This is a genomic window from Scytonema hofmannii PCC 7110, assembly GCF_000346485.2.
GTDB classification, from domain to species: Bacteria; Cyanobacteriota; Cyanobacteriia; order Cyanobacteriales; family Nostocaceae; genus Scytonema; species Scytonema hofmannii.
The window spans coordinates 11,375,708-11,401,757 of the sequence record NZ_KQ976354.1; the positions used below are offsets into that span (position 1 = coordinate 11,375,708).

General features: G+C 40.4%; 27 protein-coding genes and 1 pseudogene. 11 read left to right on the plus strand and 17 right to left on the minus strand.

Annotated elements, in window-relative coordinates; all coding sequences use genetic code 11:
• Nucleotides 1-474: 474 nt before the first annotated feature.
• Complete coding sequence (locus WA1_RS47855) at nt 475-1,746, plus strand: glycoside hydrolase family 10-like protein (RefSeq protein WP_017747447.1); 1,272 nt, start codon at nt 475-477, stop codon at nt 1,744-1,746.
• A 9-nt stretch (nt 1,747-1,755) separates the two neighbouring features.
• Complete coding sequence (locus tag WA1_RS47860) at nt 1,756-2,298, plus strand: hypothetical protein (protein ID WP_017747446.1); 543 nt, start codon at nt 1,756-1,758, stop codon at nt 2,296-2,298.
• On the opposite strand, the gene WA1_RS47865 is transcribed toward WA1_RS47860, so the two are convergent.
• Entirely contained in the window at nt 2,293-3,345 is a 1,053-nt protein-coding gene (locus WA1_RS47865) for a glycoside hydrolase family protein (protein ID WP_017747445.1), read from the minus strand. The two genes, WA1_RS47860 and WA1_RS47865, sit on opposite strands and share 6 nt — an antisense overlap.
• 49 nt (nt 3,346-3,394) lie before the next feature.
• Nucleotides 3,395-3,517 (minus strand): hypothetical protein, encoded by a 123-nt coding sequence (locus WA1_RS61095; RefSeq protein ID WP_017747444.1) that lies wholly within the window; start codon nt 3,515-3,517, stop codon nt 3,395-3,397.
• A gap of 400 nt (nt 3,518-3,917) precedes the next feature.
• On the opposite strand from WA1_RS61095, the gene WA1_RS47870 reads away from it, so the two are divergent.
• Genes WA1_RS47870 through WA1_RS47880 form a run of 3 tightly spaced genes read left to right on the plus strand, consistent with a single transcriptional unit; the run spans nt 3,918 to nt 5,848 of the window.
• Nucleotides 3,918-5,360: a GAF domain-containing sensor histidine kinase gene (locus tag WA1_RS47870; RefSeq protein WP_017747443.1), complete on the plus strand. Its 1,443-nt coding sequence runs from the start codon at nt 3,918-3,920 to the stop codon at nt 5,358-5,360.
• Between the two features lie 12 nt (nt 5,361-5,372).
• Nucleotides 5,373-5,609, plus strand: a complete 237-nt coding sequence (locus WA1_RS47875) for an AbrB/MazE/SpoVT family DNA-binding domain-containing protein (protein WP_017747442.1) — start codon at nt 5,373-5,375, stop codon at nt 5,607-5,609.
• Nucleotides 5,606-5,848, plus strand: a complete 243-nt coding sequence (locus tag WA1_RS47880) for a PIN domain-containing protein (protein WP_017747441.1) — start codon at nt 5,606-5,608, stop codon at nt 5,846-5,848. The genes WA1_RS47875 and WA1_RS47880 overlap by 4 nt, the downstream gene beginning before the upstream one ends.
• Nucleotides 5,849-5,857: 9 nt before the next feature.
• On the opposite strand, the gene WA1_RS47885 is transcribed toward WA1_RS47880, so the two are convergent.
• From WA1_RS47885 to WA1_RS47905, 5 genes are all read right to left on the minus strand, one after another.
• Entirely contained in the window at nt 5,858-6,124 is a 267-nt protein-coding gene (locus tag WA1_RS47885) for a type II toxin-antitoxin system RelE family toxin (RefSeq protein WP_017747440.1), read from the minus strand.
• Nucleotides 6,121-6,360, minus strand: coding sequence for a hypothetical protein (locus WA1_RS47890; RefSeq protein WP_017747439.1), 240 nt, complete (start codon nt 6,358-6,360; stop codon nt 6,121-6,123). The genes WA1_RS47885 and WA1_RS47890 overlap by 4 nt, the downstream gene beginning before the upstream one ends.
• Nucleotides 6,361-6,372: 12 nt before the next feature.
• Nucleotides 6,373-6,594: a hypothetical protein gene (locus tag WA1_RS47895; protein ID WP_017747438.1), complete on the minus strand. Its 222-nt coding sequence runs from the start codon at nt 6,592-6,594 to the stop codon at nt 6,373-6,375.
• A gap of 180 nt (nt 6,595-6,774) precedes the next feature.
• Nucleotides 6,775-7,875 (minus strand): hydrogenase expression/formation protein HypE, encoded by a 1,101-nt coding sequence (hypE, locus tag WA1_RS47900; protein ID WP_017747437.1) that lies wholly within the window; start codon nt 7,873-7,875, stop codon nt 6,775-6,777.
• Between the two features lie 138 nt (nt 7,876-8,013).
• Nucleotides 8,014-9,201 (minus strand): FAD binding domain-containing protein, encoded by a 1,188-nt coding sequence (locus tag WA1_RS47905; RefSeq protein WP_017747436.1) that lies wholly within the window; start codon nt 9,199-9,201, stop codon nt 8,014-8,016.
• Between the two features lie 385 nt (nt 9,202-9,586).
• On the opposite strand from WA1_RS47905, the gene WA1_RS47910 reads away from it, so the two are divergent.
• Entirely contained in the window at nt 9,587-10,378 is a 792-nt protein-coding gene (locus tag WA1_RS47910; protein ID WP_017747435.1) for a hypothetical protein, read from the plus strand.
• Nucleotides 10,375-10,851 carry a PIN domain-containing protein gene (locus WA1_RS47915; RefSeq protein ID WP_017747434.1) on the plus strand — a complete coding sequence of 159 codons (477 nt, stop codon included), beginning with the start codon at nt 10,375-10,377 and terminating at the stop codon, nt 10,849-10,851. Before WA1_RS47910 ends, WA1_RS47915 begins: the two co-directional genes overlap by 4 nt.
• Nucleotides 10,852-10,878: 27 nt before the next feature.
• On the opposite strand, the gene hypD is transcribed toward WA1_RS47915, so the two are convergent.
• The 7 genes and pseudogenes from hypD to WA1_RS47950 all read right to left on the minus strand — a co-directional run bounded on the left by hypD (nt 10,879) and on the right by WA1_RS47950 (nt 17,600).
• Nucleotides 10,879-11,997, minus strand: coding sequence for a hydrogenase formation protein HypD (gene hypD, locus WA1_RS47920; RefSeq protein ID WP_017747433.1), 1,119 nt, complete (start codon nt 11,995-11,997; stop codon nt 10,879-10,881).
• A 12-nt stretch (nt 11,998-12,009) separates the two neighbouring features.
• On the minus strand, nt 12,010-12,255 hold the full coding sequence (locus WA1_RS47925; protein ID WP_017747432.1) for a HypC/HybG/HupF family hydrogenase formation chaperone: 246 nt from the start codon (nt 12,253-12,255) through the stop codon (nt 12,010-12,012).
• Nucleotides 12,256-12,363: 108 nt separating this feature from the next.
• Nucleotides 12,364-14,801, minus strand: a pseudogene (locus WA1_RS62035) (carbamoyltransferase HypF).
• Nucleotides 14,791-15,987 carry an NHL repeat-containing protein gene (locus WA1_RS47935; protein WP_017747431.1) on the minus strand — a complete coding sequence of 399 codons (1,197 nt, stop codon included), beginning with the start codon at nt 15,985-15,987 and terminating at the stop codon, nt 14,791-14,793. The pseudogene WA1_RS62035 and the gene WA1_RS47935 overlap by 11 nt, the downstream one beginning before the upstream one ends.
• Nucleotides 15,988-16,071: 84 nt before the next feature.
• Nucleotides 16,072-16,296: a hypothetical protein gene (locus tag WA1_RS47940; protein ID WP_017747430.1), complete on the minus strand. Its 225-nt coding sequence runs from the start codon at nt 16,294-16,296 to the stop codon at nt 16,072-16,074.
• Between the two features lie 8 nt (nt 16,297-16,304).
• Entirely contained in the window at nt 16,305-16,571 is a 267-nt protein-coding gene (locus WA1_RS47945) for an asr0689 family protein (protein ID WP_017747429.1), read from the minus strand.
• 78 nt (nt 16,572-16,649) lie between these two features.
• Nucleotides 16,650-17,600, minus strand: a complete 951-nt coding sequence (locus tag WA1_RS47950; protein ID WP_017747428.1) for a tetratricopeptide repeat protein — start codon at nt 17,598-17,600, stop codon at nt 16,650-16,652.
• A 1,147-nt stretch (nt 17,601-18,747) separates the two neighbouring features.
• Here WA1_RS47950 and WA1_RS47955 point away from each other — a divergent pair.
• Nucleotides 18,748-19,710, plus strand: coding sequence for a hydrogenase small subunit (locus WA1_RS47955; RefSeq protein ID WP_017747427.1), 963 nt, complete (start codon nt 18,748-18,750; stop codon nt 19,708-19,710).
• Between the two features lie 45 nt (nt 19,711-19,755).
• Complete coding sequence (locus WA1_RS47960) at nt 19,756-21,351, plus strand: nickel-dependent hydrogenase large subunit (RefSeq protein WP_017747426.1); 1,596 nt, start codon at nt 19,756-19,758, stop codon at nt 21,349-21,351.
• 87 nt (nt 21,352-21,438) lie between these two features.
• On the opposite strand, the gene WA1_RS47965 is transcribed toward WA1_RS47960, so the two are convergent.
• The 3 genes from WA1_RS47965 to WA1_RS47975 all read right to left on the minus strand — a co-directional run bounded on the left by WA1_RS47965 (nt 21,439) and on the right by WA1_RS47975 (nt 22,645).
• A complete protein-coding gene (locus WA1_RS47965; RefSeq protein ID WP_017747425.1) occupies nt 21,439-21,921 on the minus strand; it encodes a NifU family protein in 483 nt (160 codons plus the stop codon).
• Nucleotides 21,922-22,129: 208 nt separating this feature from the next.
• Nucleotides 22,130-22,354, minus strand: a complete 225-nt coding sequence (locus tag WA1_RS47970; RefSeq protein ID WP_017747424.1) for a hypothetical protein — start codon at nt 22,352-22,354, stop codon at nt 22,130-22,132.
• A 54-nt stretch (nt 22,355-22,408) separates the two neighbouring features.
• On the minus strand, nt 22,409-22,645 hold the full coding sequence (locus WA1_RS47975; RefSeq protein WP_017747423.1) for an asr0689 family protein: 237 nt from the start codon (nt 22,643-22,645) through the stop codon (nt 22,409-22,411).
• 681 nt (nt 22,646-23,326) lie between these two features.
• Here WA1_RS47975 and WA1_RS47980 point away from each other — a divergent pair.
• A complete protein-coding gene (locus tag WA1_RS47980; protein WP_017747422.1) occupies nt 23,327-24,289 on the plus strand; it encodes a hydrogenase small subunit in 963 nt (320 codons plus the stop codon).
• A gap of 96 nt (nt 24,290-24,385) precedes the next feature.
• Complete coding sequence (locus WA1_RS47985) at nt 24,386-25,981, plus strand: nickel-dependent hydrogenase large subunit (protein WP_017747421.1); 1,596 nt, start codon at nt 24,386-24,388, stop codon at nt 25,979-25,981.
• The last annotated feature ends 69 nt before the right edge of the window (nt 25,982-26,050 follow it).

The following is a 26,050-nucleotide window of genomic DNA, read 5'->3' on the forward strand; positions in this document are numbered from 1 at the left end:
GAAGTGTCATACTTTACTACTTTTGCTACTTTTATGACTCAATCATTCTCATGACTTCTTCTTTTATCTGTATGAAGGGTCTGACCCCTCACGAGTTCGCCAACAGTCTCATTCTATTCGCCAAGGCAAGTCTTTACTACTCCCGAACCGCCATAAGATTACCGAATCTTCTTCTCTTCGAGACGCTATGTGCAGAGCACACGCACTCGCGTTCGCGAACGTGCTCTTTGCGTCTTTGCGGTTCATTTCATTAGGTAATCTTCGAGCGCGATCAGAGTAATCTACCGAATATGATATTATATCCGTCTGTCATCCGTTGTTAAAGTTACAAAATTTATTTCTATATTCATGATATTTTATAAAAGATTTGTAAATAATGTATTCAACCTATTGCAAAAATCATTTCTTCAGGTAAAACCGATTAAGTAGGCAGTAGGAGGACAACTTCCGATTTGCGATCGCAGTATAATTCAGATGTACCGTTTTCTTCACCACAAGTTCAATTATTTTATTCTTTTAGGGTTAATCCTGAGTCTATTCATTTTCTCTTCACCTTCTATCTCAATTTCTTTTCAGAATGAAAATTATTCGCATCAAGAAGAAATGAGAGGAGTTTGGTTAACTAATGTTAGTAGCGGTGTCTTGTTTGTTCCTTGGGGTATCAACCGTGCTTTAAACCAACTCTCAGCACTTAAGTTTAATACGGTTTATCCTGTTGTTTGGAATAGGGGACACACTTTTTATAAAAGTCAGCTTCTCAAAAAAGAGATAGGGATAGAAACACAACCTTTACTAGGGATAATCCATGGTGGTAGAGATATTTTAGCAACGATTGCGAACCTTGCCTCTCAAAAAAAGTTACGTGTTATTCCCTGGTTTGAGTACGGGTTGATGTTACCTTCTCAATCGGAACTAGCAATACATCATCCTGATTGGCTAACAACACAACTCTCTGGTGCTGAATTAATAGATGACACTCTCCATAACGTACAAACAAGTACACCAAAACCATCTTTTTGGCAACAGTTCATCAGTACAAGTACAATCAGAAAGCAAGTTTGGTTAAATCCCCTTCATCCAGAAGTCAAAGAGTTTATCAAAGGGTTAATTTTAGAAGTCGTTACAAATTATGATATAGATGGAATTCAACTTGATGACCATTTTGGTATGCCAGTCAAGTTAGGTTATGATTTCTTCACTATCAACCTTTATCAGCAAGAACATCAAGGCAAAAAACCACCATCCGATCCTTTTGACTCAGAGTGGATGCGCTGGCGTTCTGATAAGATAACCAGTTTCATGCAAGAAATTGTTCGCGCTGTCAGAGCAGTTAAACCCAACATTAAGATATCATTGTCTCCTAATTCACAAAGATTTTCGTATAAACACTATTTACAAGATTGGGATACTTGGGTAAAAAAAGGTTTGGTAGATGAGTTGGTTTTACAAGTGTATCGCAGTGACAAAAACAGTTTTTTGGCTGAACTCTCACAACCAGAAGTGCAAAATGCTCGCCTCACAATTCCAGTGAGTGTCGGGATATTAACCGGAATTTGGACTAATCCAGTTAATATCCAGCAAGTTACAGAACAGGTTAAAGTTGTGCGAGAGCAAAACTTTAATGGGGTTTCCTTTTTTTACTGGGAAAGTTTGTGGAGTTATATGACTCCAGACTCTCCAAGACAGCGCCGCAACGCTTTTTTGGAAATATTTCCCGCCACAGAAAAGAAAATTCAGGAGGATTAGACACAATCAGTGAAATTCACATTACAGTGGGTGATCGCAACTTTTGGTGGTTTTCTATTAAGTTTGTTATTAATTGAAATTGGTGAAAAACCAGATATTAATGTTCTCCAAGGGGTTGTGGGTGGGTTGCTCGTTGCATTACCTCAAGCTTTTATTCTGAGAGGACGACTAAAAAACCCTTGGTTGTGGGTTTGGTCCAGTCTTGCTGGTTGGGTTTTTGTGACGACTGCAGGGATTGGTGCTGTTGGTTGGATGGTACTGTCAACCCAAGTTCTTCTCCTGAGAGTTGTTTACGGCATGATTTTGGGAGCAATAGCAGGATTCAGTATGGGTTTAGCTCATTGGTTTGCTATCCAACAGCATAGTCCTCTAGCACTGCAATGGGTATTGATAAGTTCGGTGAGTTGGGCGCTTGGAGTGGGGATTGGTTCGACTGTGGGCGGTTTGCTATATCACTTAACGCAGTTGTTTTTAGGCGAAGTGGTTGGTTTGGCAGTGACTTGGTTTGTGGTAGCTGTCTTCACAGGAGTCTATGGTGGCAAAATTTTATAGATAGCGGTACCACTGATGAAAGTTAGAACCGTCACTGACTGCTAAGCCGATCTGGTGCTGTGACGATAGCTCATCATGACCACCTTCGTTAGCACCTATGTAGTACATACGGAAACTCCCATCATCCATCGGTACCACACAAAGAGTACCAACTGCCCTTGCATCCCAACATCCAGAACCCTTTGGAGCATGGCTGAAGACAGAACCACCAGATTGCTCGCCTTCTCCTTTTTGCCAATGAATACCGTCATCAGATATGGCAACACCAATAGAGTGATATCCACTGTTGTTGACACCTTCGTAAAACATCACAAATTGAGAGTTGATCTTTAGTACATGGCGAGTACCTATGCCCCGTTCGTCAAAGCTACCTGGCTCACCTGGTCCTAAAATTTGACCGACTTTCTTCCAACGAAAACCATCCGTGGATACTGCCAATCCCACGAGAAATCCTACTGTGGGATTGAATGTGTGGTAATACATTTTCCAGGTCCCATCGTCATCACGCAGAACTTGTGACCAGGCACAAAACAGTGCGTCAAACTCTCCCGTTTTGCCGATTTCTAGGAATGCCCCTTGGTAAGGACCTTCCAAGCGTACCCAATGAATACCATCCCGAGAAATCGCGCACCCAGGACGCATTTGAATGCCTTTCGCTTTGAATTGCCCTATGTCTATGACTGTATGGTCACCACCGAAGTACCACATCCAATAAAGACCATCAATGAATTTTACATGACTAACCCCGACATGGGCGGAGTCAAATCGACTCGGATCTGGGCTTGGCTCAAGAACAGCACCCATAGTTAGAGGACCTTTCACCCTTTCCCAGCAAACACCATCAGTGGAAATTGCCAGACCACAACGACCAGTAGGTAAGTTAATGTCTCGGTCAAAGCTGGCATCTCGACCGTAGTACCACATTTTCCAAGTCCCATCTGGACAGCGCATGACCTGCGGCGAGGAAACACGTTCCGAGTCCCACCAACCCTCAGGGCCTGGTGTGAGTATCAAACCAGGCCGATTAACTGTTATTTGATTGCTCATTGGATTATTTTACCTAAAAATCCGAGACAACAAAAGCTAATGCGAGAAATCAGTATGTTGGTTTGAGGGCAGTCAGGAACATCCCATCAGTACTTGGGAATTTGTTAGCATAGTGCAGTTCGATCTGCTCGAAGCCTGCTTCGCCAATCGCTACTGGCAGATTCAGTTGCATAAACTCACTGCAACGCACTGCTTTCCGCACGCGAGTGGCTCCCCAACCTACCTAAGATATATTAGGAAAATATTAAAAATTGTAAATTTTCTGAGGAACCTATTTTCTAGGTAGCAACAGTTTGTGCAACAATTAGATACTACAAAAATTTTAAAAAATTAATTTTAGTAAATTAGTGTAAACCTGCAAACGTGTTTTTCTCTGTTAAGGGCACATATTTTAGTCTCTTGCACTAGTTTGACCATGTTCTTCATACAAAGTAACGACAGATAGAAGTCTCAACAAGCAAAGGCTGAAAATCTTTTGCTGTGATTTTGGTGCAAAAATGCGTTTTCTACTAGTATATCTACGATAGAGAGCGCTGAGTGTATTGTCGGCAACACAAGATAAGGTCTCTCGCATGAGTATCAATTCATCAGAATCAACTGTAGAGTTAACACAAATGCCATCAGCAGTCCGTCAACGAGTCCCAAATCCAGACAAAAAAAACAGCAGTCAGCATTTTACACCAAGAATTCACGATTCGGTTGTGCAATATCAAACTCAGAGGGAGTCCTTGCTAGAAGCGATCGCACAACGCATTTGTCAATCTGAGGATTTGAAGACTATTCTCAATCAGACGGTAAGAGAACTGAGACGGTTTTTGGGATGTGATCGCATACTCATTTACCAATTGGAACCAAATATGAGTGGCGTTATAGCCGTGGAAGCAAATGTCACTTCTAGTAGTTCGCTGCTAGGAACAACGATCGCAGATCCTTGCTTTGCGGAAAAATATGCAGAACGATACAAACGACGTTGTATTCAAGTTATAGAAGACATACATGCAGCAGGGTTAGCGCCTTGCTACATCGATCTACTGGATTCAATGGAAGTAAGAGCCAGTATAGTTGTTCCGATTCTATTTAAGCAAAAATTATGGGGATTGCTAACGGCTCAACAAAGCCACAGACCCCGTCAATGGCAACAAACAGAGATAGACTTGCTCAAACAAGTCACAACGCACTTAGAAATTGCTGTCCAACAAGCGGAATTGCAACAGCAAGTAGAGAACTTAAAAGTTCAGCTTGAATTGCAAAAGCAAGAATCAGAAAAACTAGAACATTTAAAACAAGAATTTCTCAGAACACTTTCTCATGAACTGAAAACACCAATCACCAGTATTCATCTTGCAGTACAAACTATGGAAAGTGTTCTCAAGCAAGAAGGACTGTTTGAGGTAGACATGATTCCCCAACTGTTACATATCCTTCATAAAGAGTGTCGGCGAGAAAGTAAGTTAATTAACGATTTGTTATCGCTGACATATCTAGAAGCAAAAATCGAGCCTTTGACTTTAATTCCTATCGATCTACAAACTTGGCTTCCTGCGATCGTTGAGCCGTTCCGAGAACTTGCAAGCTGCCAGCAACAGCAGTTAAATCTGAATATAGCTAACGATATTCCTTTATTGGAAACAGAAATCGCGGATTTGGAACGTATTCTTACAGAACTCTTAAACAATGCTTGCAAATTCACTCCTACAGGCGGAACAATTATGGTTTCTGCTTTTAAGATGGCAGATACAGTAGTTGTCAGTGTCAGTAATTCCGGAGTAGAAATTGCAGCCCTTGAGCAACTGCGAATTTTTGACCCCTTCTATCGCATTCCCAATGACGATCCTTGGAAATATAGTGGAACGGGATTGGGACTGGCTTTAGTGCAAAAACTAGCGAAGCATATGGGAGCATTCATTGATGTAGAGAGCACATCACATCAAACGACTTTTACGTTGAGATTTCCGTACTATGATGAGAGAGATATACCAGGCAATATAAACTTCAATTCTAAGTCTCATCACTAGAAATATTGTTGTATGAACATCATAATAATCAACACCAACGGTCAGATCGCTATCCCCTCCAATATTCAAGAACAGCTAGGACTTCTACCAGGAACAGCAATCCAGATTGAAGTCATTGGTGATACTCTTCATTTACGCAAGCAACCCGATCTGAGTCGAGGAGCGCAACTCATTGCTATTATGCGTGGCAAAGCTACGAGAGAACAGAGCACTGATGAAATTATGCAACTTACCCGCGACAACCTATGACTGACGTTCTAGTTGATAGCAACGTTATCCTAGATGTTTTGACTGAAGACCCTCGGTGGTTTGGTTGGTCATCTCAGATGCTAACAAAATATACTAACCAGGGAAATCTAGTAATTAACCCTATCATTTACGCCGAAATTTCCATCGGATTTAATCAACCCGAAGAACTGGAAATTGCTCTCCCTCAGGAGTTCTTTCGCCGCGATCCATGGTTTTTGTACTTCTGTAATATCGATTAAAATTATTGGCTAACTTTCATCTTTATAAACTTTGCTACGATGTCCGACATCTACAATTTTTACTAATAAAACATCATCGAAAATATCGTATATAACTCGATAGTCGCCTACTCTAATTCGATATGTGTTTTCTTCACCCTGTAACTTTTTAACACCATTGGGACGTGGTTCTATTGCCAAGTCATCTATTTTGGGTTGTATGCGGTCTTGTAATTCTTGAGATAGTTTTCTAAACATTTTTCTAGCACCCTTGGTAAATTTAACTTCGTAAGTCACGCTACATCCTTTTTTCTCTCATTAGCAATTTCTTTTTTAATCTCTTCCCATGCGATAGTAATATTATTTTCTACATCACTTTTAGCAGCATGATAGGCTTTCAAATCGTTCTCGTTCTCTTCCGCTTCTATGCGCTTTAATAATGCGTGAATTTCGTCTAAGGTACTGTCGTAAGCGTGCTGCAATATAGCGTTGATAGCATTAATAATTTCTTGGCGCTCGTGTTCTGTTTTCATTATTCTGTCTCCTTATTTAGCTATACAAGAAACTGTTAAAATCAGATAATCAATTTTACCTATCAAAAGTTTCAGCCCAGAACGAATGGTAAAAGTATTTTGTTGAGAGGTATAAAAAACAATAGCATTTATATCACCTGCTGAAAAAGCTTTTTCAGCAAGCGATTGATACTCTAATGCTTTTCTATAAAAATCTGGACTATTATTCAAATATCCGATATTAATAAGACTCAATATTACATTACCTACTGAAATACTAAAGGCAATAAATAAAAAATATTAAAGCCATATTAATTTAATACATAAAAATTTACTTTATAGCGTTTCTCAGTCTATTGAGGTATAAATTTATCAGCGTCCATCCGCGTTCATCTGCGGTTAATTCATTCCTCTCAGATCTCTGCCTTTTTTTGGTCAACAAATCCTTGGCAACTGCTCGCCAACAAGCATATCAACAATGCGTTCAGCACCAAAAGTAGTTTTTAACAAGACAATGCCTGAAGGTGAAGAAACCACTTCGCCAATTATACAAGCATCTTTACCTGCTGGGTGAGACTGCATAGCAGATAACACTATTTCTGCATACTCACGTCTTACAACTACCACTAATTTACCTTCATTTGCTAGATACAATGGGTCTAAACCCAGAATTTCACAAACACCCTTGACTTCTTCTCGAACTGGTAAAGCTTGCTCATCAAGACGAATTCCCACTTGCGAACTGACAGCAAATTCATTTAACACTGTGGCTAAACCACCTCGCGTTACGTCTCGCATGGCATGAACATCAGGACACACATTCAAAATAGTATCAACTAAACCATTTAAGGGCTGACAATCACTTTCAATCTGAGTGTCTAACGCTAATTCTCCACGAGCGATTAAAATTGCTGTGCCATGATTGCCCAATTCACCATTGACAATAACCACATCTCCTGGTTGAAGATTACGGGCTGAGATACTAACTCCTGCTGGAATCACACCAATACCAGCAGTATTAATAAACAATTTATCTGCAGCACCACGATGTACAACTTTTGTATCACCTGTCACAATTTTTATACCAGCTTCTTTAGCAGCAACTTGCATACTTTCAGCAACACGCCGTAAAGTTTCTACAGCCAGCCCTTCTTCTAAAATTACGCTACAACTGAGGTACAAGGGTTTAGCACCACTCATGGCTAAATCATTCACTGTCCCATTGACAGCCAATTTGCCAATATCGCCACCAGGAAAAAACAAAGGATCTACAACATAAGAATCTGTCGTGAAAGCTAGTCTATCTCCCTGTTGTAATAGATGAGCTAAATTGAAACTCGCTTGATCTTCTAATTCAGAAAGAATAGGATTATCAAAATTTTTAACAAAAATATCGTCAATCAAATCGCGCATAGCTGTACCACCACTGCCATGTGCGAGGGTAATGTGAGTATCTGTCACTTTAACTGAGCGGCGAAACAATTGGACTTTTGGAGTGAAGGAATGCTGTCCTGAATTTGCCGAGGAAAAATTCATATTAAATGATAGGGGGTAGGGAGTAGGGATATTCCTTTTTCATATTTGGTTGTGGGATATCCATGTAAGAATCCCCCGTGTTTCAACCGGGGGAGATGTCAAGAAAGGCTCCGCCTCCTGGGAAGGAGTCACTAAGACTTAGGGATGACGAAGGACAACTGAGGAATAGTTAGAAAGCCCCAAGCGGTTGCCCAAAGTAACTCCCAAAACTCTCAAGTAATTCCCTAAAGCAAGTTGAGTCATTTCCCAACTTTTAAGGGCTTCTACCACATCTCCGCGAGCTTCCTGTAACTCTTGTGCAAGTTCGACAGCATTTGTAACAGCTTTGGAAGTACCAGCATCTGTATGAGGACGGATAAGAAATGCCGCATCACCGATTAAACACACTCGTCCGAAAGCCATACGGGGTACTAACAGATCGTAGATTGGCTGAATCAAAGGTTTTTCTGTCAATTCAAACAAATGCTGAAAGACTTCTGGTAAAAACCTCTTTGCTTCTACACTGCGCTGTTGCATGACTTTTTCTGTGACTTCTGCTTGAGGCAAAAAAAATTTTTGTATAACATCTTGGTCATCGCTCATCACTTCCGGTAATTCTTCTGCAGGAACACCAAAGTACCAAAGCCAGTTAAATCGGCGCTTTCCGACCTCTAGTTCCCCATTTAGTCCCGGTACCAAATAACAAATTGCTTGCATACTAGGTCCGTTATAGAATGTGAAGTTGTGAGCCAAAAATTCTGCAACTTCAGGCAAAGGAACGCTTTCATTGATCATTCCTCGCCATGCAACATACCCTGCATAATGAGGAATGGCATCTGGTAGCAGTTGCTGACGTATTGTAGAACCTGCACCGTTAGCCTCAATCAGTAGATCGCACTCCTCTTCTTGCCCATCTTCCAAGCACACCTTTACGCAGTTGTCACTCTGCTCAAAACCAACAACTTGGTTTCCTTGATGGTAAAACTCATTTGGGAAACCTTTCCTGAGTTGATGATAGAGCATATCCCAGGAAATCATGACTTGTGGTGTTGCTTCTTCCCAAATTATGCTGCCATCAATTGATAGAAACTGTTGCTTCTCAGACAGAACACCTACTGCTTCTTTTGCAGCAACACCATGTTCGGAGAGAAAGCGAGCCATTTCCAATTGGACAACAAGACCAGCACCCCAATTTTGCAAAACATTAGGCAATTGTTCAAAAATTCTCACATGACAGCCAATGCGGCGCAGTGCCAACCCCGCACACAGACCGTCCATCGAACCACCAGATATAATGACGCGCAAAGGTTGAGAATTTCGATCTGCAAAGCCCTGATTATCTGACATGGGGTTATAATATTTAAGCTCTTCGATAAAGTATAGTACCTTTAGATGAGACAGCAATTCTTTGAAGAAAAATTAAACAACACAATTCTTGGTCTAGGCGATCGCTCGTGCTTAGCTACTTAGGAATGTGGATTGAATAAGGTGCAATACTCTTGTGCGCCTGACATCCCTGCCTACTTCATGAAAAGGGACGGGCAAGATGCCCATTCCACAAAAAATTTCATTTATTTAGTTTGGATTCCTTACTAGTGAAAATGCTTGTTTAATGTAAATAGTGTAAACTAGTAAGCGTTAGTATCATCTGTACTCGGAATCTACTCTACGCTAGTTTTTAGTCTTCAAAAAAATTCTCAAAATGCCAGTAAAATATTAATAGGAGGATACCATGTCTCTATTAGCAGAAGATCCTATTCAAGTCAGAAATTACATCACCAAAAGTCACTCCGATACACATAAGGAAATAGCAGAAGTAACCAAAGGACTTGAGACTATATTCCACTCTGGTTGCTGTGCTGATATTCCTCAAGAAGAAATGATTGATTCTTTAACAAGAATTAGTCAGATGAAGAGCGAAGAAGTAGAAGATTTACTGAAAAAAATAAAGTTAATAAATATCTTACAAAATCACGTTGACAATGCTAAAACTAGATTAAGATACAAATTGTCATATGAAGTTAACCAGACTCTTGAAAAGGTAGAGACAAGCCTCAAAAAAATAGAATCAGAATTCATTTTGTTTTTACCTTTACTTGCGATTCAAGCTAAAGTACAAAACGAAAGTAGATGGCTAGAAAATTTAAATATAGCTTTACTAGAACTACTTCATTTAGTAGAATCTAGATTTCCAGTAGAATCACTTAGTTTGTTTAAGATTGTTAAAGAAATTCTAGAAAATTTAGCTTCAGAAACAGTTAATAACTGGAAGCCTAGCTATGAATTTCAAAAAACAATAATCCCAGATTATGCCATTCAAATTGGGATTGTGGCAAGAGCTATTTTATGGGAAATCAATAATGATAATAGAAAATTTAATATTAAATTGAAAACTGTAGATGAGCTTTTTGAAGATTGGGAGAAAACATATAGTGAAGATGAAGTGACAAAATCACTAGAAATATTTGAAAAAGGAATTGATGAAGAAAGAATAAAGCGGGGTGGGCGAACTATTTTCTCATGAATAAAAACCTTGTTCTTTTAGATTCTGGACCACTTGGTTGGATAATACATGGTACTAGTAAGAAAGAAAGAGTGATTAGATGCCAACAATGGTTCAGAAAGATATTAAGCTGTTCTATAGTTTATATTCCTGAAATAACAGATTATGAAGTTCGTAGAGAATTAATTCATCAGAAATTAGAAAAAAGCATAGAAAGATTAGATAAACTTAAAAGTCTTGAGAATATAAGATATGCGCCCATAACAACAGAAATAATGCTCAAAGCCGCAGGATTATGGGGATGGGCACGCAGTACAGGTCAGCAAACCGCAGGAGAAGAAGCACTTGACGGAGATGTCATCCTAAGTGCAACAGCAATAATTATGTCTCAGAATGAAGGGACAACAGTAATAATTGCAACTACTAATGTAGGTCATCTACAAAGGTATCATACAGACACAAAACATTGGGAAGATAAATTTTGGTTTGTATAAAAGATAAATGTTTTCATTCTTTATCCTTTATACTTTCCCAGGCATCTTTGAAAAGCGACTATACTGATAATACGCCGCACAAGCACCTTCTGAAGACACCATACAAGTCCCGATAGGTGTTTCTGGAGTGCAAGCGGTACCAAATACTTTACATTGCCAAGGTTTTAAAACTCCTTTAAGGATTTCTCCACACTGACAAGCTTTATGGTCAGCAACTTTAAGATTGGGGACAGAAAATTTTAATTCTGCATCAAATTTAGCATAGTCAGAACGAATTTTTAAGCCAGAATAAGGTATATCCCCTAACCCACGCCACTCAAAATTTTCTCGCACTTCAAAAACTTTGTTCATCGCTGCGATCGCTACATGATTCCCTGTTTTTTCTACCAATCGATTATATTGATTTTCTACTTCACAACGATTTTCTAATATTTGTCGCAACAGCATCCAAACTGATTGAAAAATGTCTAACGGTTCAAATCCGGAAATAACAATCGGTTGATCATACTCTTGACAAATAAACTGATAAGGGTCAGTACCAATAACCATACTGACATGACCCGGACCGATAAAACCATCAAGTTGTAAATCTGGATTATCTAATAATGCGCTAAGAGCAGGAATCACAAGGACGTGATTGCAAAACATACTAAAGTTATTAATTTCTTCAGTTGCTGCTTGCAAGAGAGTTAAAGCTGTACTGGGGGCAGTTGTTTCAAAGCCTAAAGCAAAAAAAACAATCTCTTTATTGGGGTTTTCCCTCGCAATTTGCAAGCTGTCTAATGGCGAATAAACCATGCGGATATCCGCGCCTTGTGCTTTGGCTTGTAACAGACTCAGTTTTGAACCGGGAACTCGCATTGTGTCCCCAAAGGTTGCTAAAATAACATTGGGATTTTGACTTATAGCAATAGCATCATCTAGCCTTCCCTTTGGCATTACGCAAACAGGACAACCGGGACCGTGAATTAATTCAATAGTCTCAGGTAAGATGTCCTCAATACCATATTTAAAAATAGAATGAGTATGCCCGCCACAGATTTCCATAATCTTGATAGGCTTTTTTAGCTTTCGCGATAATTTTTCAATTTCTTTGAGTAGAGATAAAGCTTTTTTCGGTTCTCGAAATTCGTCAACGTATTTCATAGGGGTTAGAGGTTAAACAAAATTTGCAAGTTCTTCTAAGAGTTGAATTGTTTCGGCTGCTTCTTGTTCGTTAACTCTACTCATGGCAAAGCCAACGTGAACGAGTACCCAATCTCCAACACAAGATTCAACTGGATGCTGTGCGTCAACAATACAAGCAATATTAACTTGGCGCTTTACACCACCAATATTAACAACAGCTAATTTTTTCTCAATATCTGTTATTTCTGTAATTTGACCGGGGATTCCCAAACACATTTTGTTTTCCTTTTTTTGTAGGTTAGGGTGCAATACTACAAGGGCTGAGAATTTTGGTAGAAACCTAACAAATATTTATAAATGTTGGGTTTCGTTCCTCAACCCAACCTACGTGTTTTGTAAAGAAGCAGCTGCGATCGCCGCTTGTCCTAATGATAATCCTCCATCATTGGTTGGAACTAAACTATGAGTCAGAACTTTGATATTTAAGGCTTTTAATTTTGTGCTGACTTGTTCTAACAAAATACGATTTTGAAAAACTCCTCCACTGAGTGCAACACAATCAATCAAATTTTCTTGACAAAGTAAATTTACGGTTTCTACAATGGTATTGGCTAAGCCTAGATGAAATTTAGCTGCAATAACTGATTGAGGAACCTGTTGTTGCAAATCATCCAACAAAGCTTGCCACATTGGATAGGGATTTATATTATAGAGTTTATCTATAAGTTGAATTGTGAAAGAATAACCAAATGTTTTGGCAGAATTCTTTAAAAGAGTGCGATCGCATACAGCTTCCATTTCAATCGCTGCTTGTCCTTCATAACTGCATCTTTCTTGGCAAATACCAATAGCAGCAGCAACTGCATCAAATAAACGACCAACGGATGAGGTAAGAGGAGAATTAATTTGTTTTCCTATAACTTGATTCAGAAGCTTTAAAGGCTTTTGTTCTAGAAATTTAATAATTTCTAAATTTCCGTATTTTTCTTGTAATTCTTCCCACGAAAAGCTAGATATTAATTGAGTGTAGGTATTACGCCAAGGTTCTTTGATGGCTTGTTTTCCACCAAGCATGAAAACTGGTTTAAATGTTGCTAATCTTTTAAATTTACGGTAATCTGCTAAAAGAAATTCTCCCCCCCAGAGTGTGCCATCTTCGCCGTAACCCAATCCATCGAAGGCGACACCTAAAACAGGGGGAGAATTCATCGGTACACCGTTCTCTACCATACAAGCAGCAATATGCGCGTGGTGATGCTGAATGTAAAGTAAGGGTACAGTTGTGTTGTACCCGTACTCATGAACTGACGCCAGTTCTTTGCCAAGTTTTGTAGATAAGTACTCAGGATGAAGATCGACAGCGATTGCGTCTGGTTTATACTCAAATAAATTCAAGTATAAATTCAGAATATCCTGATAAGCACGGAAAGCAACTGCATTTTCTATATCTCCCAAATGCTGGGATACGATCGCTTTTGTATCTTGCAATAGACAAAAGGTATTTTTCAACTCACTGCCCATTGCCAAAATCTGTGGGACACTATGAAAACCAGGTGGTAAATGGATAGGTGCTGGCGCATAGCCCCTAGCACGACGAACAATTTGCACTTTATCCCCTACAACCCTCACGACTGAATCATCAATCCGGTTAACAATTTGCCGATTGTGGAAGAGAAAATAATCAGCAATTTTCCCCAACTTCTCACGGGCTTCATCATTATCAATACACTGTGGTTCATCAGAAAAATTGCCACTAGTCAAGACAATCGGACGATTCATCCGCTTAAGAATGAGATGGTGAAGCGGGGTATAAGGAAGCATAAAGCCAAGGGTTTTTTGCCCAAGTGCTACAGAGGGTGCTATGCGGCTTGGAGTGTAAGTTTTTTTTTCGCTGTCCAGCTTTCCATTTTAGTGATTCTTCCACTTCCTCTTTCACCCTCATCACCTGATGAAGCTTCAAGCAATACAATAGGTGCTGCAGGGCTTTCAAGTAATTCTCTTTCCTCAGTACTAGGAGTACAGTATTCTTCAATGACAGCCATATCTCTTGCCATCAAAGCAAAAGGCTTGCTTTCGCGTCCTTTGCGCTGACGCAGTTTTTGCACTGCAGTTTCATTGGAAGCATCGCAAGCTAGGTGAAATCCTCCTAGACCCTTAATGGCGACAATCTCACCTTTTTGCAGTAAGGTACAAACAGAATCAATATCGTCTAGCATAGAAAACATAGAACTTGTTATTGGTTTACCATCAGAACGTTCTAACCAAGCGTTAGGACCGCAGACATGACAGGCTACGGGTTGAGCGTGAAAGCGGCGATTATTGACATCCTTATATTCGCGAGAACAATCCGGACACATGGCAAAAACATCCATGCTTGTATTGCTACGGTCATAAGGAATGGCACGAATAATACTCAAGCGGGGACCGCAATGAGTGCAGTTTGTGAAGGGATAGCGATACCAACGGCTGAAGGGATCGAGGGTTTCTGCTTTGCATTGCGGACAAGTGGCAGCATCAGGGGCAATTTCAGTTTTCACCCTGTCACTCACACTGACAGAAATTACAAAGTCATCGAATTGAAATTCGCCTTGATAACGCTGGCGCGTTAATATATTAATCTTTGCTAATGGTGGGCATTCTTTCTGTAATTTGTGGACAAATTCATCTATTGATTCTTGTTTCCCAGATACCCGAATCAAGACTCCTTGACCATCATTACAAACATCGCCATGTAAACCACAAGCTTTGGCAAGGCGATACACTGTAGGTCGAAACCCAACTCCTTGCACAGTACCGCAAATTCTAATTTCTTCAAAATTCATAGTCGAAGTGCCATAACAGAATTCGGTTGTTTCCTGAGTCGGCGATGACCGCTGTATTGCCACATACTTTGACTCCATAACACCAAGTTAGGCTGTCTCGCGTTGGCAATCCGTAATCGCGATTTTCACCTTTACTGTGAAAATCCAATTGTCCGGCGATCGCATCACTCCTCACTCCTTGCAAAGCCATCATTGATTGAGGCTGTTTCCATCCCAATAACCGAGAATTAGCAGTATCTGCCACTAACAACCACTTCCCTACAGAAGCCACACCATACGGCATACTCAGACTATGAGCGCTAGGAAAATAAACTCCTTGATTCATTTCCACTGAATCAAAAGTTTTTTGCCCTAACACGACTGTACAAGGAGCATTGTTTTCTGTTGGCATTTCCTGCCAAATCATCACCCGATTGTTACCTGCATCTGTAACAATCAAATTGTCTCCCCAAAAGGTGATATCGTGGCACCAACGCATACTGGATGCAGAAGGAGAACCACCACCATTTTCATTGCGAGACATCATATCTGGTTGTCCTAATACTAGATCGGCAGGCTGACCATTTTCTTCGGGTATTTGATACCAAATTAAAACTCGTCGATTTCCGGTATCAGTTACAAACAACCTTCCTTGATGGTAAAAAACTCCATAACACCAGTTCAAGGTATGGGCTGCAGCTACTTGATTTCCCCGATTTGGTTGATTTTCGGTAAAGCAAGCTTGACCTAACACAACATCTGCTGGAACATTGTTATCCTCTGGTAATTTTTTCCAAATTAAAACCCGGTGGTTCCAAGCATCTGCTACCGCCAATCCTTCCCCACAAGCACAAATACCAGTTGGAACACTCAGAGTAGCTCTTCCAACTTCGCCTTTCGCATTTTGTCCCTCATGGTAAAAATCTGGTTGTCCAATGACCCAATCTGCTTTTTGACCATCTTCGGTTGGTCTGTTACGCCATCCCAACAAACGATGATGTCCTGTATCCGATACCCACAAAGGTCCTGTTTCCGATATCAAACAGGCACCACGAGGACCAAACATTTCTTGGCTGCTAGGTGCGACAGGCATTGCTAATTGTCCTGGTTCCAGACTTTTTCCCAAAATGACTTGAGCACCTTGAGGCGAAAGGAGTAAGCTGTTGGCAATTTCTGTCTCTTTTTGTGTGCTTGTTGGTGCTATCACTAAAACCCTTTAAAGTGCGGAGTTTAAACTTCGTCAAATCTATTCTGACAAGTTGCCCATCTGTTGACTTGCCAGTATGACAACTTACTTCAACTTGAGGTCTTTAAGAAGAAACGGCATAATTAAGCCAGCCATAAAACTCGATATCGGAACTGACATCCAAAGACTCACGTTTGCTTGTGCAAATAAAAACAACATGAGCGCACTGATACCAATACCGAATGAAGTTTGCTGTACAAAATACATAGGGTCTCGCAGTAGTTTCCCTTGAAAAAATAACCGGGCTGTAAACCAGCCTATCTCTAACATAGATCCTCCTAAAAACTCCTCAACAAATCTATGACTATGAGTGCCAGAACAACTCCAGGAATCACACCAGCCGGACCAAATAATCCACCAAGTAGAGCAGAAAACTCATACCCAATATCGCGTCCGGCTAACAGCATTCCTCCTATAGCACCACCCAGCATGGATATGACTGTTGCTACTAAAAACCAAACAAATCCAGTCGTTAGATTTAAGTCATCAGCTATTAAACTGGTGAAGAGTTCTGTGACTGAAGGATTGGTTAAGAAATTTGCCATTTTTTTGTTAGTTGTTAGTTGTTAGTTGTTAGTTATTAGTTGTTGGTTGTTAATAGTTCTACCACTAACAACTAACCACTATCCACTAACCCTTAGCTCATTTATTAATCTCGCTTGTTCTATCTGCCCGTATTGGGTGAAAATTTCCAAAGCTTCTTCATAGTAGGCATTCGCTTTGGCAAGATTTTGAGGATTCCTCAATTCTGGTTTATCTAAGTCATCTGGTAAATTTAATAGAGCGTTGGCTTTATTAGAAATTGTATTAGCATATTCAAGAGGCGTGTCTTTACGATCGCGGACTTTTAATGCTTCATCATAGGCAGCTATAGCTCGTAAAATATTGTCTATTGGATGAGTGCTTGGTAAATATTGCAAAGCATTACCGAGATTGTTGTGTAACATTGCATATTCTCTAGGATGATCTATCAGTCGAATATGCTTTAATGCTTCCTCAAAGGTTTGTACAGCTAAGCCTTGATGTAAGTATTGCCGTTCTGATGTAACGGGCATGGATAGGTATGCGATCGCAATATTATTGTGTAAAATCGCATATTCTTGCGGGTACTCCTGACAAGTAAATACTTGCAATGCCTTGTGGTAAGCTTGGATGCTGTCAGTTGTCCGTGCTAAGTTAAAAGGTACGAGCGACTGTAACACCAACCCTAAATTCATTTGGGCTTCTGCCACTTCCTCTGGTAAAGCAAGCTGTTGCAAAATTGGGATCGCCTCTTCTAATTGTTCTTTTGCTTCTAACAGCAATTGCGCTCCAATATCAGGAATCGCCTTTAAAGTACTTGCCATTCCTGCTTTTGCTCTAGCTTTCCACAGCAAATGCTCGTCAGCACATAAATCATGTGCCTGGTTGTATAATGACAGAGCATTCCACAAATCTTGGGCAGCTTTCGGCTTTTTTTGAAAGCCCTGCGCCATTTCAATTAACATTTGAATTTTTTCTTGTGTCGTTGCTGGAGACGAGGCAATGACATCCATTGCTGCCTTTACGGCTGAATCTGTGATGCTAGGGGTCATAAATAATTCAAAAGTCAAAAGTCAAAATTTGACTGTTCACAAGTAAAATGTGTAACAGTGTGTTACTTTGCTAGAGCAAATTTGTAGATATCTTTACCTACCTCACACCTCACAAATTCATAAATTTCTTATGGATTCCTATCTTGACCATTCCACGTTTAACAGGTAAAAGATATGGTGTTTCCATAAGATGAAAATTTACCCCAAGGACACAACATATTTGTGACACATAAAAGAAACACTATTTCCTCAACACCGAATTGTAAATGTGTTTCTTGAGGCTTTACGCAATTGAATCCCTTAAAATAGAGAGTCTCTTCTAGGATGAGTCGCCTGAGTTTCCTCAAAAGTTCGGCGATGAAGAGTTATTTTCTTCCAATATAAAACACTTTATCCCTAAAAAGATATAAGTATTTTATTAATATTTATTATAATCTATTTTTTGGATTTTTTATAATATTTTGATGGTTTGTAGAGAATTTATTAAATCATAATATGTTGTCAGAGAAAAACTTTACTCAACAGCTTACGATCAAAATTCATTTGATTTTATACGACATTATTTGATATTTAAAACCTACGGAGGTAGGGCTAAAGCCCAACATCTAAGGCTTGTGGTGGACATTGCCCACCCTACTAAACAAAATTTCATTAGATTATAATTGACATAGATATGGAAAAAAATCACTAAATTAAGCTCAAAAGAGTTAATTTTTAGAAAAAGCTCAGTATGGGTACGAAAAGGCCGTACCCATACATTGAGGTGAATATAATGATGCAATTGCTCACATATTAGCTTGAAACAGCAAAAGAAGATGTTATTTTATAACTTTTTGGTTTTATTTTGAATATATTTTTAGCTAAAAAATATAAAATTTTATGTAAATAATAAACAGTAGAATCAAAAAATACATGACATGATATGAAATAAAGGATAAATCTGACTGCCCTAGCGAATAGAATTCGCGGCTATACAAGCAAAACCCACCTGTGTGGGTTTAAAACTTGAATTTCCATTAGTCCGTATAGGCGGACTTTGTTTGTATAGTAGTGAATTCTATTTGCCCAAAACTTTCCCAACATCCTCTGAATGTTCGATCCTTTATACTTCATCCTTTATACTTTTTTACTAGAGAAAAGATAGCAAATGACCAACTTATTATGGCTGCAAGGTGGTGCTTGTTCGGGCAACACTATGTCATTTCTCAATGCTGAAGAACCTACAGTCTGCGACCTCATCACTGACTTTGGTATTAACATACTTTGGCATCCATCTCTAGGTGTAGAACTAGGTACAAACTTGCAAACAATGCTGTGGCAATGTCTTTTGGGAAAAATTTCCATAGACATTCTCGTTTTTGAAGGCACAGTGATTAATGCACCTGATGGCACTGGGGAGTGGAACCGTTTTGCCTCGCGCCCCATGAAAGACTGGTTAAACGACTTATCACAAGTTGCCAAGTATGTTGTAGCAGTGGGAGACTGCGCCTGTTGGGGAGGAATACCCGCAATGGCACCCAATCCCAGCGAATCTACAGGATTGCAATTTCTCAAACGTCAAGAAGGAGGATTTTTAGGTAAAGACTTCCGAGCAAAATCGGGATTACCTGTCATTAATATTCCCGGATGTCCAGCCCATCCTGATTGGATAACTCAAATATTAGTTGCGATCGCCACAAATCGAATTGGTGATATAGTTCTAGACGAACTGCATCGTCCTCAAACCTTCTTCAACACTTATACCCAAACAGGCTGCACCCGCAATATCCACTTTGCTTACAAAGCATCAACCACAGAATTTGGTCAACGAAAAGGATGCTTGTTTTACGACTTAGGATGTCGCGGACCTATGACCCACTCTTCGTGCAACCGTATTTTATGGAATCGAGTCTCCTCCAAAACCCGTGCGGGAATGCCATGTTTAGGTTGTACTGAACCAGAATTCCCATTCTACGACCTCAAGCCAGGAACAGTATTTAAGACACAAACCGTGATGGGAGTTCCTAAAGACTTACCGACAGGAGTAAACAAGAAAGACTACGCCCTACTCACACTTGTTTCCAAAGACACTATGCCAGCATGGGCAGAAGATGATTTTTTTACAATTTAGGGAATAATCAGTGACCAGTGACCAGTGACAAAGGACTTTTGACAAATGACAATTCAAACATTAGATATATCGCCTGTTGGGAGAGTCGAGGGCGATTTAGATGTTCGGGTAGATATAGAAGATGGGTATGTGGTCAACGCTTGGACTCATGCCGAACTTTTTCGCGGATTTGAAGTTATTCTGCGGGGAAAAGACCCTCAAGCCGGATTAATTGTCACACCTCGCGTTTGCGGTATCTGCGGTGCTTCCCACTTAACTAGTGCTGCTTGGGCTTTGGATACAGCATGGGGAACAGAAGTTCCGCGCAATGCGATTTTGGCAAGGAATTTGGGTCAAATCGTTGAAACCATTCAAAGTATTCCCCGCTACTTTTATGGTTTGTTTGCAATTGACTTGACCAACAAAAAGTATCAGCAAAGTTCTTTTTATGAAGAAGCCTGCAGACGCTTTGCAGCCTTTACTGGTAAATCTTACGAACTTGGCATCACAATTTCTAGCAAACCAGTAGAAATTTACGCCCTTTTTGGAGGTCAATGGCCTCATTCTAGCTACATGGTTCCTGGTGGGGTGATGTGCGCCCCTACTTTAACGGACATTACCCGTGCTTGGTCAATTCTGGAATATTTTCGCACCAATTGGTTAGAACCAGTGTGGTTGGGTTGTTCTTTAGAACGTTATGAAGAAATCAAAACCTATGAAGACTTCATGATGTGGTTAGAAGAGAGTCACAATCATGCCAATTCTGACTTAGGTTTTTACTGGCGCATGGGTTTAGATATTGGTTTGAATAAATATGGTGCAGGTGTAGGTCGATATATCAGTTGGGGATACTTACCCCACGAAACAAAATACCAAAAACCCACAATAGAGGGACGAAATGCAGCCCTGATTATGAAAAGTGGAGTGTATGACAGTTTGAGTGACACTCACACCTCAATGAATCATGCTTTTGTCAGAGAAAATACAACTCACTCTTGGTATGACGAATTAACAGAAGACATTCATCCTTTTCAGCGCACAACCAAACCCATTAAAAACAACATCAAAGATTTTCAAGGGAAATATTCCTGGTCAACAGCAGTACGTCATCAAGAATACGGACGGTTAGAAGCAGGACCGCTTGCACGTCAGTTAGTAGCAGGTGGCAAACACGGCGAATCTTGGCAGCATTATGACGGATTTATCCTAAATGTGTTTAAGCAGTTGGGAGGTGCAAGTATCCATTTACGTCAACTTGCACGAGTTCACGAAATGGTCAAGTTGTATCGACAAGCAGAACACTGTCTGCGTGAGTTCCGATTAAACGACTCCTGGTATATCAAACCTAAAGAAAAAGACGGACAGGGTTGGGGAGCAACAGAAGCCGCACGAGGAGCTTTGTGTCACTGGGTACAAATTGAAGGTGGTAAGATTAAGAACTACCAAATTATAGCTCCCAGTACCTGGAATATAGGACCCCGCGATACTGAAGGGATACGCGGACCTATTGAGGAAGCTTTAGTTGGAACACCTATATTGGACTCAACCGATCCAGTAGAAGTTGGTCATGTGGCGCGATCGTTTGACTCTTGTCTGGTTTGTACCGTTCACGCCCACGACGCGAAAACGGGTGAAGAACTGGCACGTTTTCGCACAGCTTAGTACTTAACTATATCAGTTTTGATGGGTAAGTTTGGACAGATCCCCGACTTCTTCAAGAAGTCGGGGATCTAAGCAGGATCTAAGCGATTAATAAACTGCAATAACTTGGGTAATTTCAGGACAATAGGTTTTAATTGCTTGTTCAATGCTTTGAGATAACGTTAGATTGGAAACCGGACAATGACTGCAAGCTCCTATTAATTTTACTTCTACCGTATCTGGTAGTTTAATAGCTACAAGCTGGACATCTCCATCATGGCTTTTTAACCCAGGACGGACTTGCTCGAGAGCTTCTTGAATGCGTTGTGATAGGGATGGTGCAGGGGGTTTAATGAGTTCGTGATACAGCAAGACTCCATACACGACTTCGTCTTGAACAGCATTGCGTAGGGCTGGCATGGATTCTTGCTTAACACTTTTAATTAAACGTGTCAATGCTTCTTTATGTAAAGCTTCAATTGCTCGTTTTAAACCTGCAACTACACCTCTGTGGGTTTCATCCCATTCAGTAATAATTGCTTCAAATCGGCTGATTTCTTTAACTAGTTCTTCAAGTGTTTCTTGAGTCATGTATACTTTTTCTGGCGATTGGAAATCACGACTATACAAGCAAAACCCACCTGCGTGGGTTTCAAACCTTTATTTTTCTTTAGTCCGCGCAGGCGGACTTTGTTTGTATAGCCCCAGAATTCTATTCTGAGGGTAATTTATACATTGGGGATATGCCCCCAAATATCCTCTTAATTGTTAACGGTTAACTAATCGCTAACAATCAAATTTACTGCATTTTGAAGTCTTTTAAGAGGAAGGGCATCATTATACCTGTCAGTAAGCTAGAGGCTGCAACTGCTAGTAATAACGGTAGTTTCACTAGTGCTAGTGAGACTAATACTAACGAACCTATGATAGTCGCGATCGCTATTTGTTTGATAAAATAAACGGGGTCGCGAAATAACTTCCCTTTGAAAAATAATTTAGCAGAAAACCACGCAATCTGAAACATAATGTCTCCTATTAACAGTAACCAGTGACCAGTGACTAAATAATTACTAATTTGTCAAGTCAGTAAAATCTTCAGTATAACTAGCCCTACAATGACACCAGGAATCACACCCGCAGGACCTAACAAGCTGCCAATTGTAGCAGAAAATTGATAACCAAACTCTTTGCCTGCTAACAGCATTCCACCAATAGCACCACCAACAAGAGATAAAAAAATTCCTAGTGAAAGTAACAAGAAATCTCCTATTAAGTTAACATCACCTGATATCAAACCCGTGACTACATCTGTCATCATTCTTAATGATTTTTTCAAAAAATCTAGCTCTGTTTTTTTAGAAATATCATAATAAAAATTTATTTAAAAGACATCATGGATACCTCATCTAAAGTTTTTTATTAAAAAAAATAAAATTTTATATTGACAAGTATTTTGATATCTCTAATTAATACAGAAGCTATGGCAGTATGAAATCATCATTGAGACTCTCTTCTCAGATTTTGTACTGTTAGTTTAGAATAGACAAGAACACGGCAATTCCCACTACCCAATAAATCTATCAATTTGTTGTGCAGTGGATAGCCTGTTACACCTGTATAAAGACAAGATTTTCAGTCATGCGATCGCAAGAACAAGGTGTGTGATGGAGGGCTTCAGTTCATTGTCATGCTTTGATGAATTTTGGTTTTGTCATAAAGCAGCACATTGCAAAATAATTCATAATAAAAGATAAATGTTGGTCAAAAGGTAAGGCTCGCACGCAGTTTCGCTAAGTCTGGTTCTCAAAAATTTACATAGGTAATATGTCAATACTTGGCATAGTTTCCTCGCTGTTTGAGAGGCTTGGATCTTCAACGCCACTTCTCGACCCAAGCCTCTTTTTCATACATCCTTACTTACCAAACTGTCTTTGTTGAGACTCCACTGAACCTATCATTTGAGCCATATATTGTCGGCAATAAAAATACATCACAGATGACTAATGTACTCTGGTTGCAAGGTGGTGCTTGTTCGGGCAACACCATATCATTTTTGAATGCGGAAGAACCTACCGTCTGCGATTTAATCGCTGATTTTGGGATTAAAATCCTCTGGCATCCATCTTTAGGGCTGGAACTAGGTGATAACTTACAAGCCCTTTTGCGAGATTGTATTTCTGGCAAAATCCCTCTGGATATCTTAGTCTTTGAGGGTACTGTGGTTAATGCGCCCAAAGGCACAGGTAACTGGAATCGGTTTGCCGATCGCCCCATGAAAGATTGGTTGCTTGATTTATCTAAAGTTGCCAAATTTGTCGTAGCAGTAGGAGACTGCGCGACATGGGGAGGAATACCAGCTACTGCACCCAACCCCAGCCAATCACAGGGATTGCAATTTCTCAAACGGCAACAAGGTGGTTTTTTAGGAACAGAATATCGATCTCAAGCGGGTCTTTCAGTCATTAATATCCCTGGATGTCCCGCTCATCCTGACTGGATTAGTCAAATATTAGTCGCGATCGCAACAGGGCGTTTGAACGACATAACCCTTGATGAATTCAATCGCCCACAAACATTTTTCAAAAGTTTTACACAAACAGGTTGTACCCGTAACGTCCATTTTGCCTACAAAGCATCCGTTGCGGAGTTTGGTCAGCGCAAAGGGTGCTTATTCTACGACTTAGGTTGTCGCGGTCCCATGACTCATTCTTCATGCAACCGTATTTTATGGAACCGAGTCTCCTCCAAAACCCGTGCGGGAATGCCGTGTTTGGGTTGTACTGAACCTGAATTCCCTTTCTACGACTTGGAACCAGGAACAGTGTTTAAGACACAAACCTTAATGGGAGTTCCTAAAGACATACCCCCTGGTATGAAAAGGCAAGACTATGCTTTTCTTACCGTTGTTGCTAAGAACATGGTACCTACCTGGGCAGAAGAAGATATTTTTACAGTTTAGAATCAGTGACCAGTGACCAGTGACCAGTGACCAATGACCAGTGACCAGTAACCAGTGACCAGTGACCAGTGACCAGTGACAAAGGACTTTTGACAAATGACAATCCAAACATTAGATATCTCGCCTGTTGGGAGAGTAGAGGGTGATTTAGATGTTCGCGTTGATATAGAAGATGGGTATGTGGTCAACGCTTGGACTCATGCCGAACTTTTTCGCGGATTTGAAATTATTCTCAGAGGCAAAGACCCGCAAGCTGGATTAATTGCAACACCTCGTATTTGCGGTATTTGCGGTGGTTCTCACCTGACTTGTGCATCCTGGGCATTAGATACAGCATGGGGAACAGAAGTTCCGCGCAATGCCATTTTGGCAAGAAATTTAGGTCAAATCGTTGAAACCATTCAAAGCATTCCCCGTTATTTTTACGGTTTGTTTGCGATCGATCTCACACATAAAAAGTATCAGCAAAGTTCTTTTTACGAAGAAGCTGGCAGACGCTTTGCAGCCTTTACTGGTAAATCCTACGAATTGGGTATCACAATTTCTGGTAAGCCGGTAGAAATTTATGCATTACTGGGGGGACAGTGGCCTCATTCTAGTTACATGGTGCCTGGTGGTGTGATGTGCGCTCCCACTTTAACGGACATTACCCGTGCTTGGTCAATTCTAGAATATTTCCGCACCAATTGGTTAGAACCCGTGTGGTTGGGTTGTTCTTTAGAACGTTATGAAGAAATCAAAACCTATAAAGACTTCATGGTTTGGCTAGAAGAAAACCCAAATCATGCCAATTCTGACTTGGGTTTTTACTGGCGCATGGGTTTAGATATTGGTTTGGATAAATATGGTGCAGGTGTAGGTAAGTATGTCACTTGGGGATATTTACCCCATGAAGATAAGTACCAAAAGCCTACAATTGCTACCCGCAATGCTGCCATGATTATGAAGAGTGGGGTGTATGACAGTTTTAGCGATACTCACACTCTCATGGATCATATTTTTGCTCGCGAAAATACCACTCACGCCTGGTACGACGAAGGGACAGAAGATATTCATCCTTTTGATCGCGTGACTCAACCAATTGAGCAGAACGACAAAGACTTTGAAAATGCCTACTCTTGGTCAACTGCAGTCCGCCATCAAGACTATGGACGTTTGGAAGCAGGCGCACTTGCACGTCAGTTAGTAGCAGGTGGCACACATGGCGAATCTTGGCAGCATTACGATGGGTTTATCTTGAGTGCATTCAAGGCAATGGGTGGAGCAAGTACTCACCTACGTCAATTAGCACGAGTGCATGAAATTGTCAAGTTGTACCGACAAGCAGAACATTGCTTGCGTGAGTTCCAGTTAAACGACCCTTGGTATATTAAACCAAAGGAAAAAGATGGACGTGGTTGGGGTGCAACAGAAGCAGCACGGGGTTCTCTATGCCATTGGGTGGAATTAGAAAATGGCAAGATTAAAAACTACCAAGTGATTGCTCCCACAACTTGGAACGTCGGACCAAGAGATGCTCAAGGGGTACGCGGACCTATTGAAGAAGCCTTAATTGGAACGCCTATTGTTGATTCTAGCGATCCTATTGAAGTTGGACACGTAGCGCGATCGTTTGATTCTTGTCTCGTTTGTACCGTTCATGCTCACGATGCGAAAACGGGTCAAGAACTCGCACGTTTTCGGACAGCATAAATAACAGAAATGCATTCGTCGCAAAGGCGCTAAGGACAACTTTGCGACAAGTGCGTGAGATTCTCTTCT

Coding starts and splice junctions, on each gene's coding strand:
- WA1_RS47985 (WP_017747421.1), top strand. CDS start 24,386: ATGACAATCCAAACATTAGATATCTCGCCTGTTGGGAGAGTAGAGGGT.
- WA1_RS47905 (WP_017747436.1), bottom strand. CDS start 9,201: ATGTCAGATAATCAGGGCTTTGCAGATCGAAATTCTCAACCTTTGCGC.
- WA1_RS47880 (WP_017747441.1), top strand. CDS start 5,606: ATGACTGACGTTCTAGTTGATAGCAACGTTATCCTAGATGTTTTGACT.
- WA1_RS47925 (WP_017747432.1), bottom strand. CDS start 12,255: ATGTGTTTGGGAATCCCCGGTCAAATTACAGAAATAACAGATATTGAG.
- WA1_RS47970 (WP_017747424.1), bottom strand. CDS start 22,354: ATGTTTCAGATTGCGTGGTTTTCTGCTAAATTATTTTTCAAAGGGAAG.
- WA1_RS47855 (WP_017747447.1), top strand. CDS start 475: ATGTACCGTTTTCTTCACCACAAGTTCAATTATTTTATTCTTTTAGGG.
- WA1_RS47940 (WP_017747430.1), bottom strand. CDS start 16,296: ATGTTAGAGATAGGCTGGTTTACAGCCCGGTTATTTTTTCAAGGGAAA.
- WA1_RS47980 (WP_017747422.1), top strand. CDS start 23,327: ATGACTAATGTACTCTGGTTGCAAGGTGGTGCTTGTTCGGGCAACACC.
- WA1_RS47870 (WP_017747443.1), top strand. CDS start 3,918: ATGAGTATCAATTCATCAGAATCAACTGTAGAGTTAACACAAATGCCA.
- WA1_RS47915 (WP_017747434.1), top strand. CDS start 10,375: ATGAATAAAAACCTTGTTCTTTTAGATTCTGGACCACTTGGTTGGATA.
- hypE (WP_017747437.1), bottom strand. CDS start 7,875: ATGAATTTTTCCTCGGCAAATTCAGGACAGCATTCCTTCACTCCAAAA.
- WA1_RS47960 (WP_017747426.1), top strand. CDS start 19,756: ATGACAATTCAAACATTAGATATATCGCCTGTTGGGAGAGTCGAGGGC.
- WA1_RS47890 (WP_017747439.1), bottom strand. CDS start 6,360: ATGAAAACAGAACACGAGCGCCAAGAAATTATTAATGCTATCAACGCT.
- WA1_RS47965 (WP_017747425.1), bottom strand. CDS start 21,921: ATGACTCAAGAAACACTTGAAGAACTAGTTAAAGAAATCAGCCGATTT.
- WA1_RS47975 (WP_017747423.1), bottom strand. CDS start 22,645: ATGACAGATGTAGTCACGGGTTTGATATCAGGTGATGTTAACTTAATA.
- WA1_RS61095 (WP_017747444.1), bottom strand. CDS start 3,517: ATGCAACTGAATCTGCCAGTAGCGATTGGCGAAGCAGGCTTCGAGCAG.
- hypD (WP_017747433.1), bottom strand. CDS start 11,997: ATGAAATACGTTGACGAATTTCGAGAACCGAAAAAAGCTTTATCTCTA.
- WA1_RS47955 (WP_017747427.1), top strand. CDS start 18,748: ATGACCAACTTATTATGGCTGCAAGGTGGTGCTTGTTCGGGCAACACT.
- WA1_RS47910 (WP_017747435.1), top strand. CDS start 9,587: ATGTCTCTATTAGCAGAAGATCCTATTCAAGTCAGAAATTACATCACC.
- WA1_RS47875 (WP_017747442.1), top strand. CDS start 5,373: ATGAACATCATAATAATCAACACCAACGGTCAGATCGCTATCCCCTCC.
- WA1_RS47945 (WP_017747429.1), bottom strand. CDS start 16,571: ATGGCAAATTTCTTAACCAATCCTTCAGTCACAGAACTCTTCACCAGT.
- WA1_RS47950 (WP_017747428.1), bottom strand. CDS start 17,600: ATGACCCCTAGCATCACAGATTCAGCCGTAAAGGCAGCAATGGATGTC.
- WA1_RS47865 (WP_017747445.1), bottom strand. CDS start 3,345: ATGAGCAATCAAATAACAGTTAATCGGCCTGGTTTGATACTCACACCA.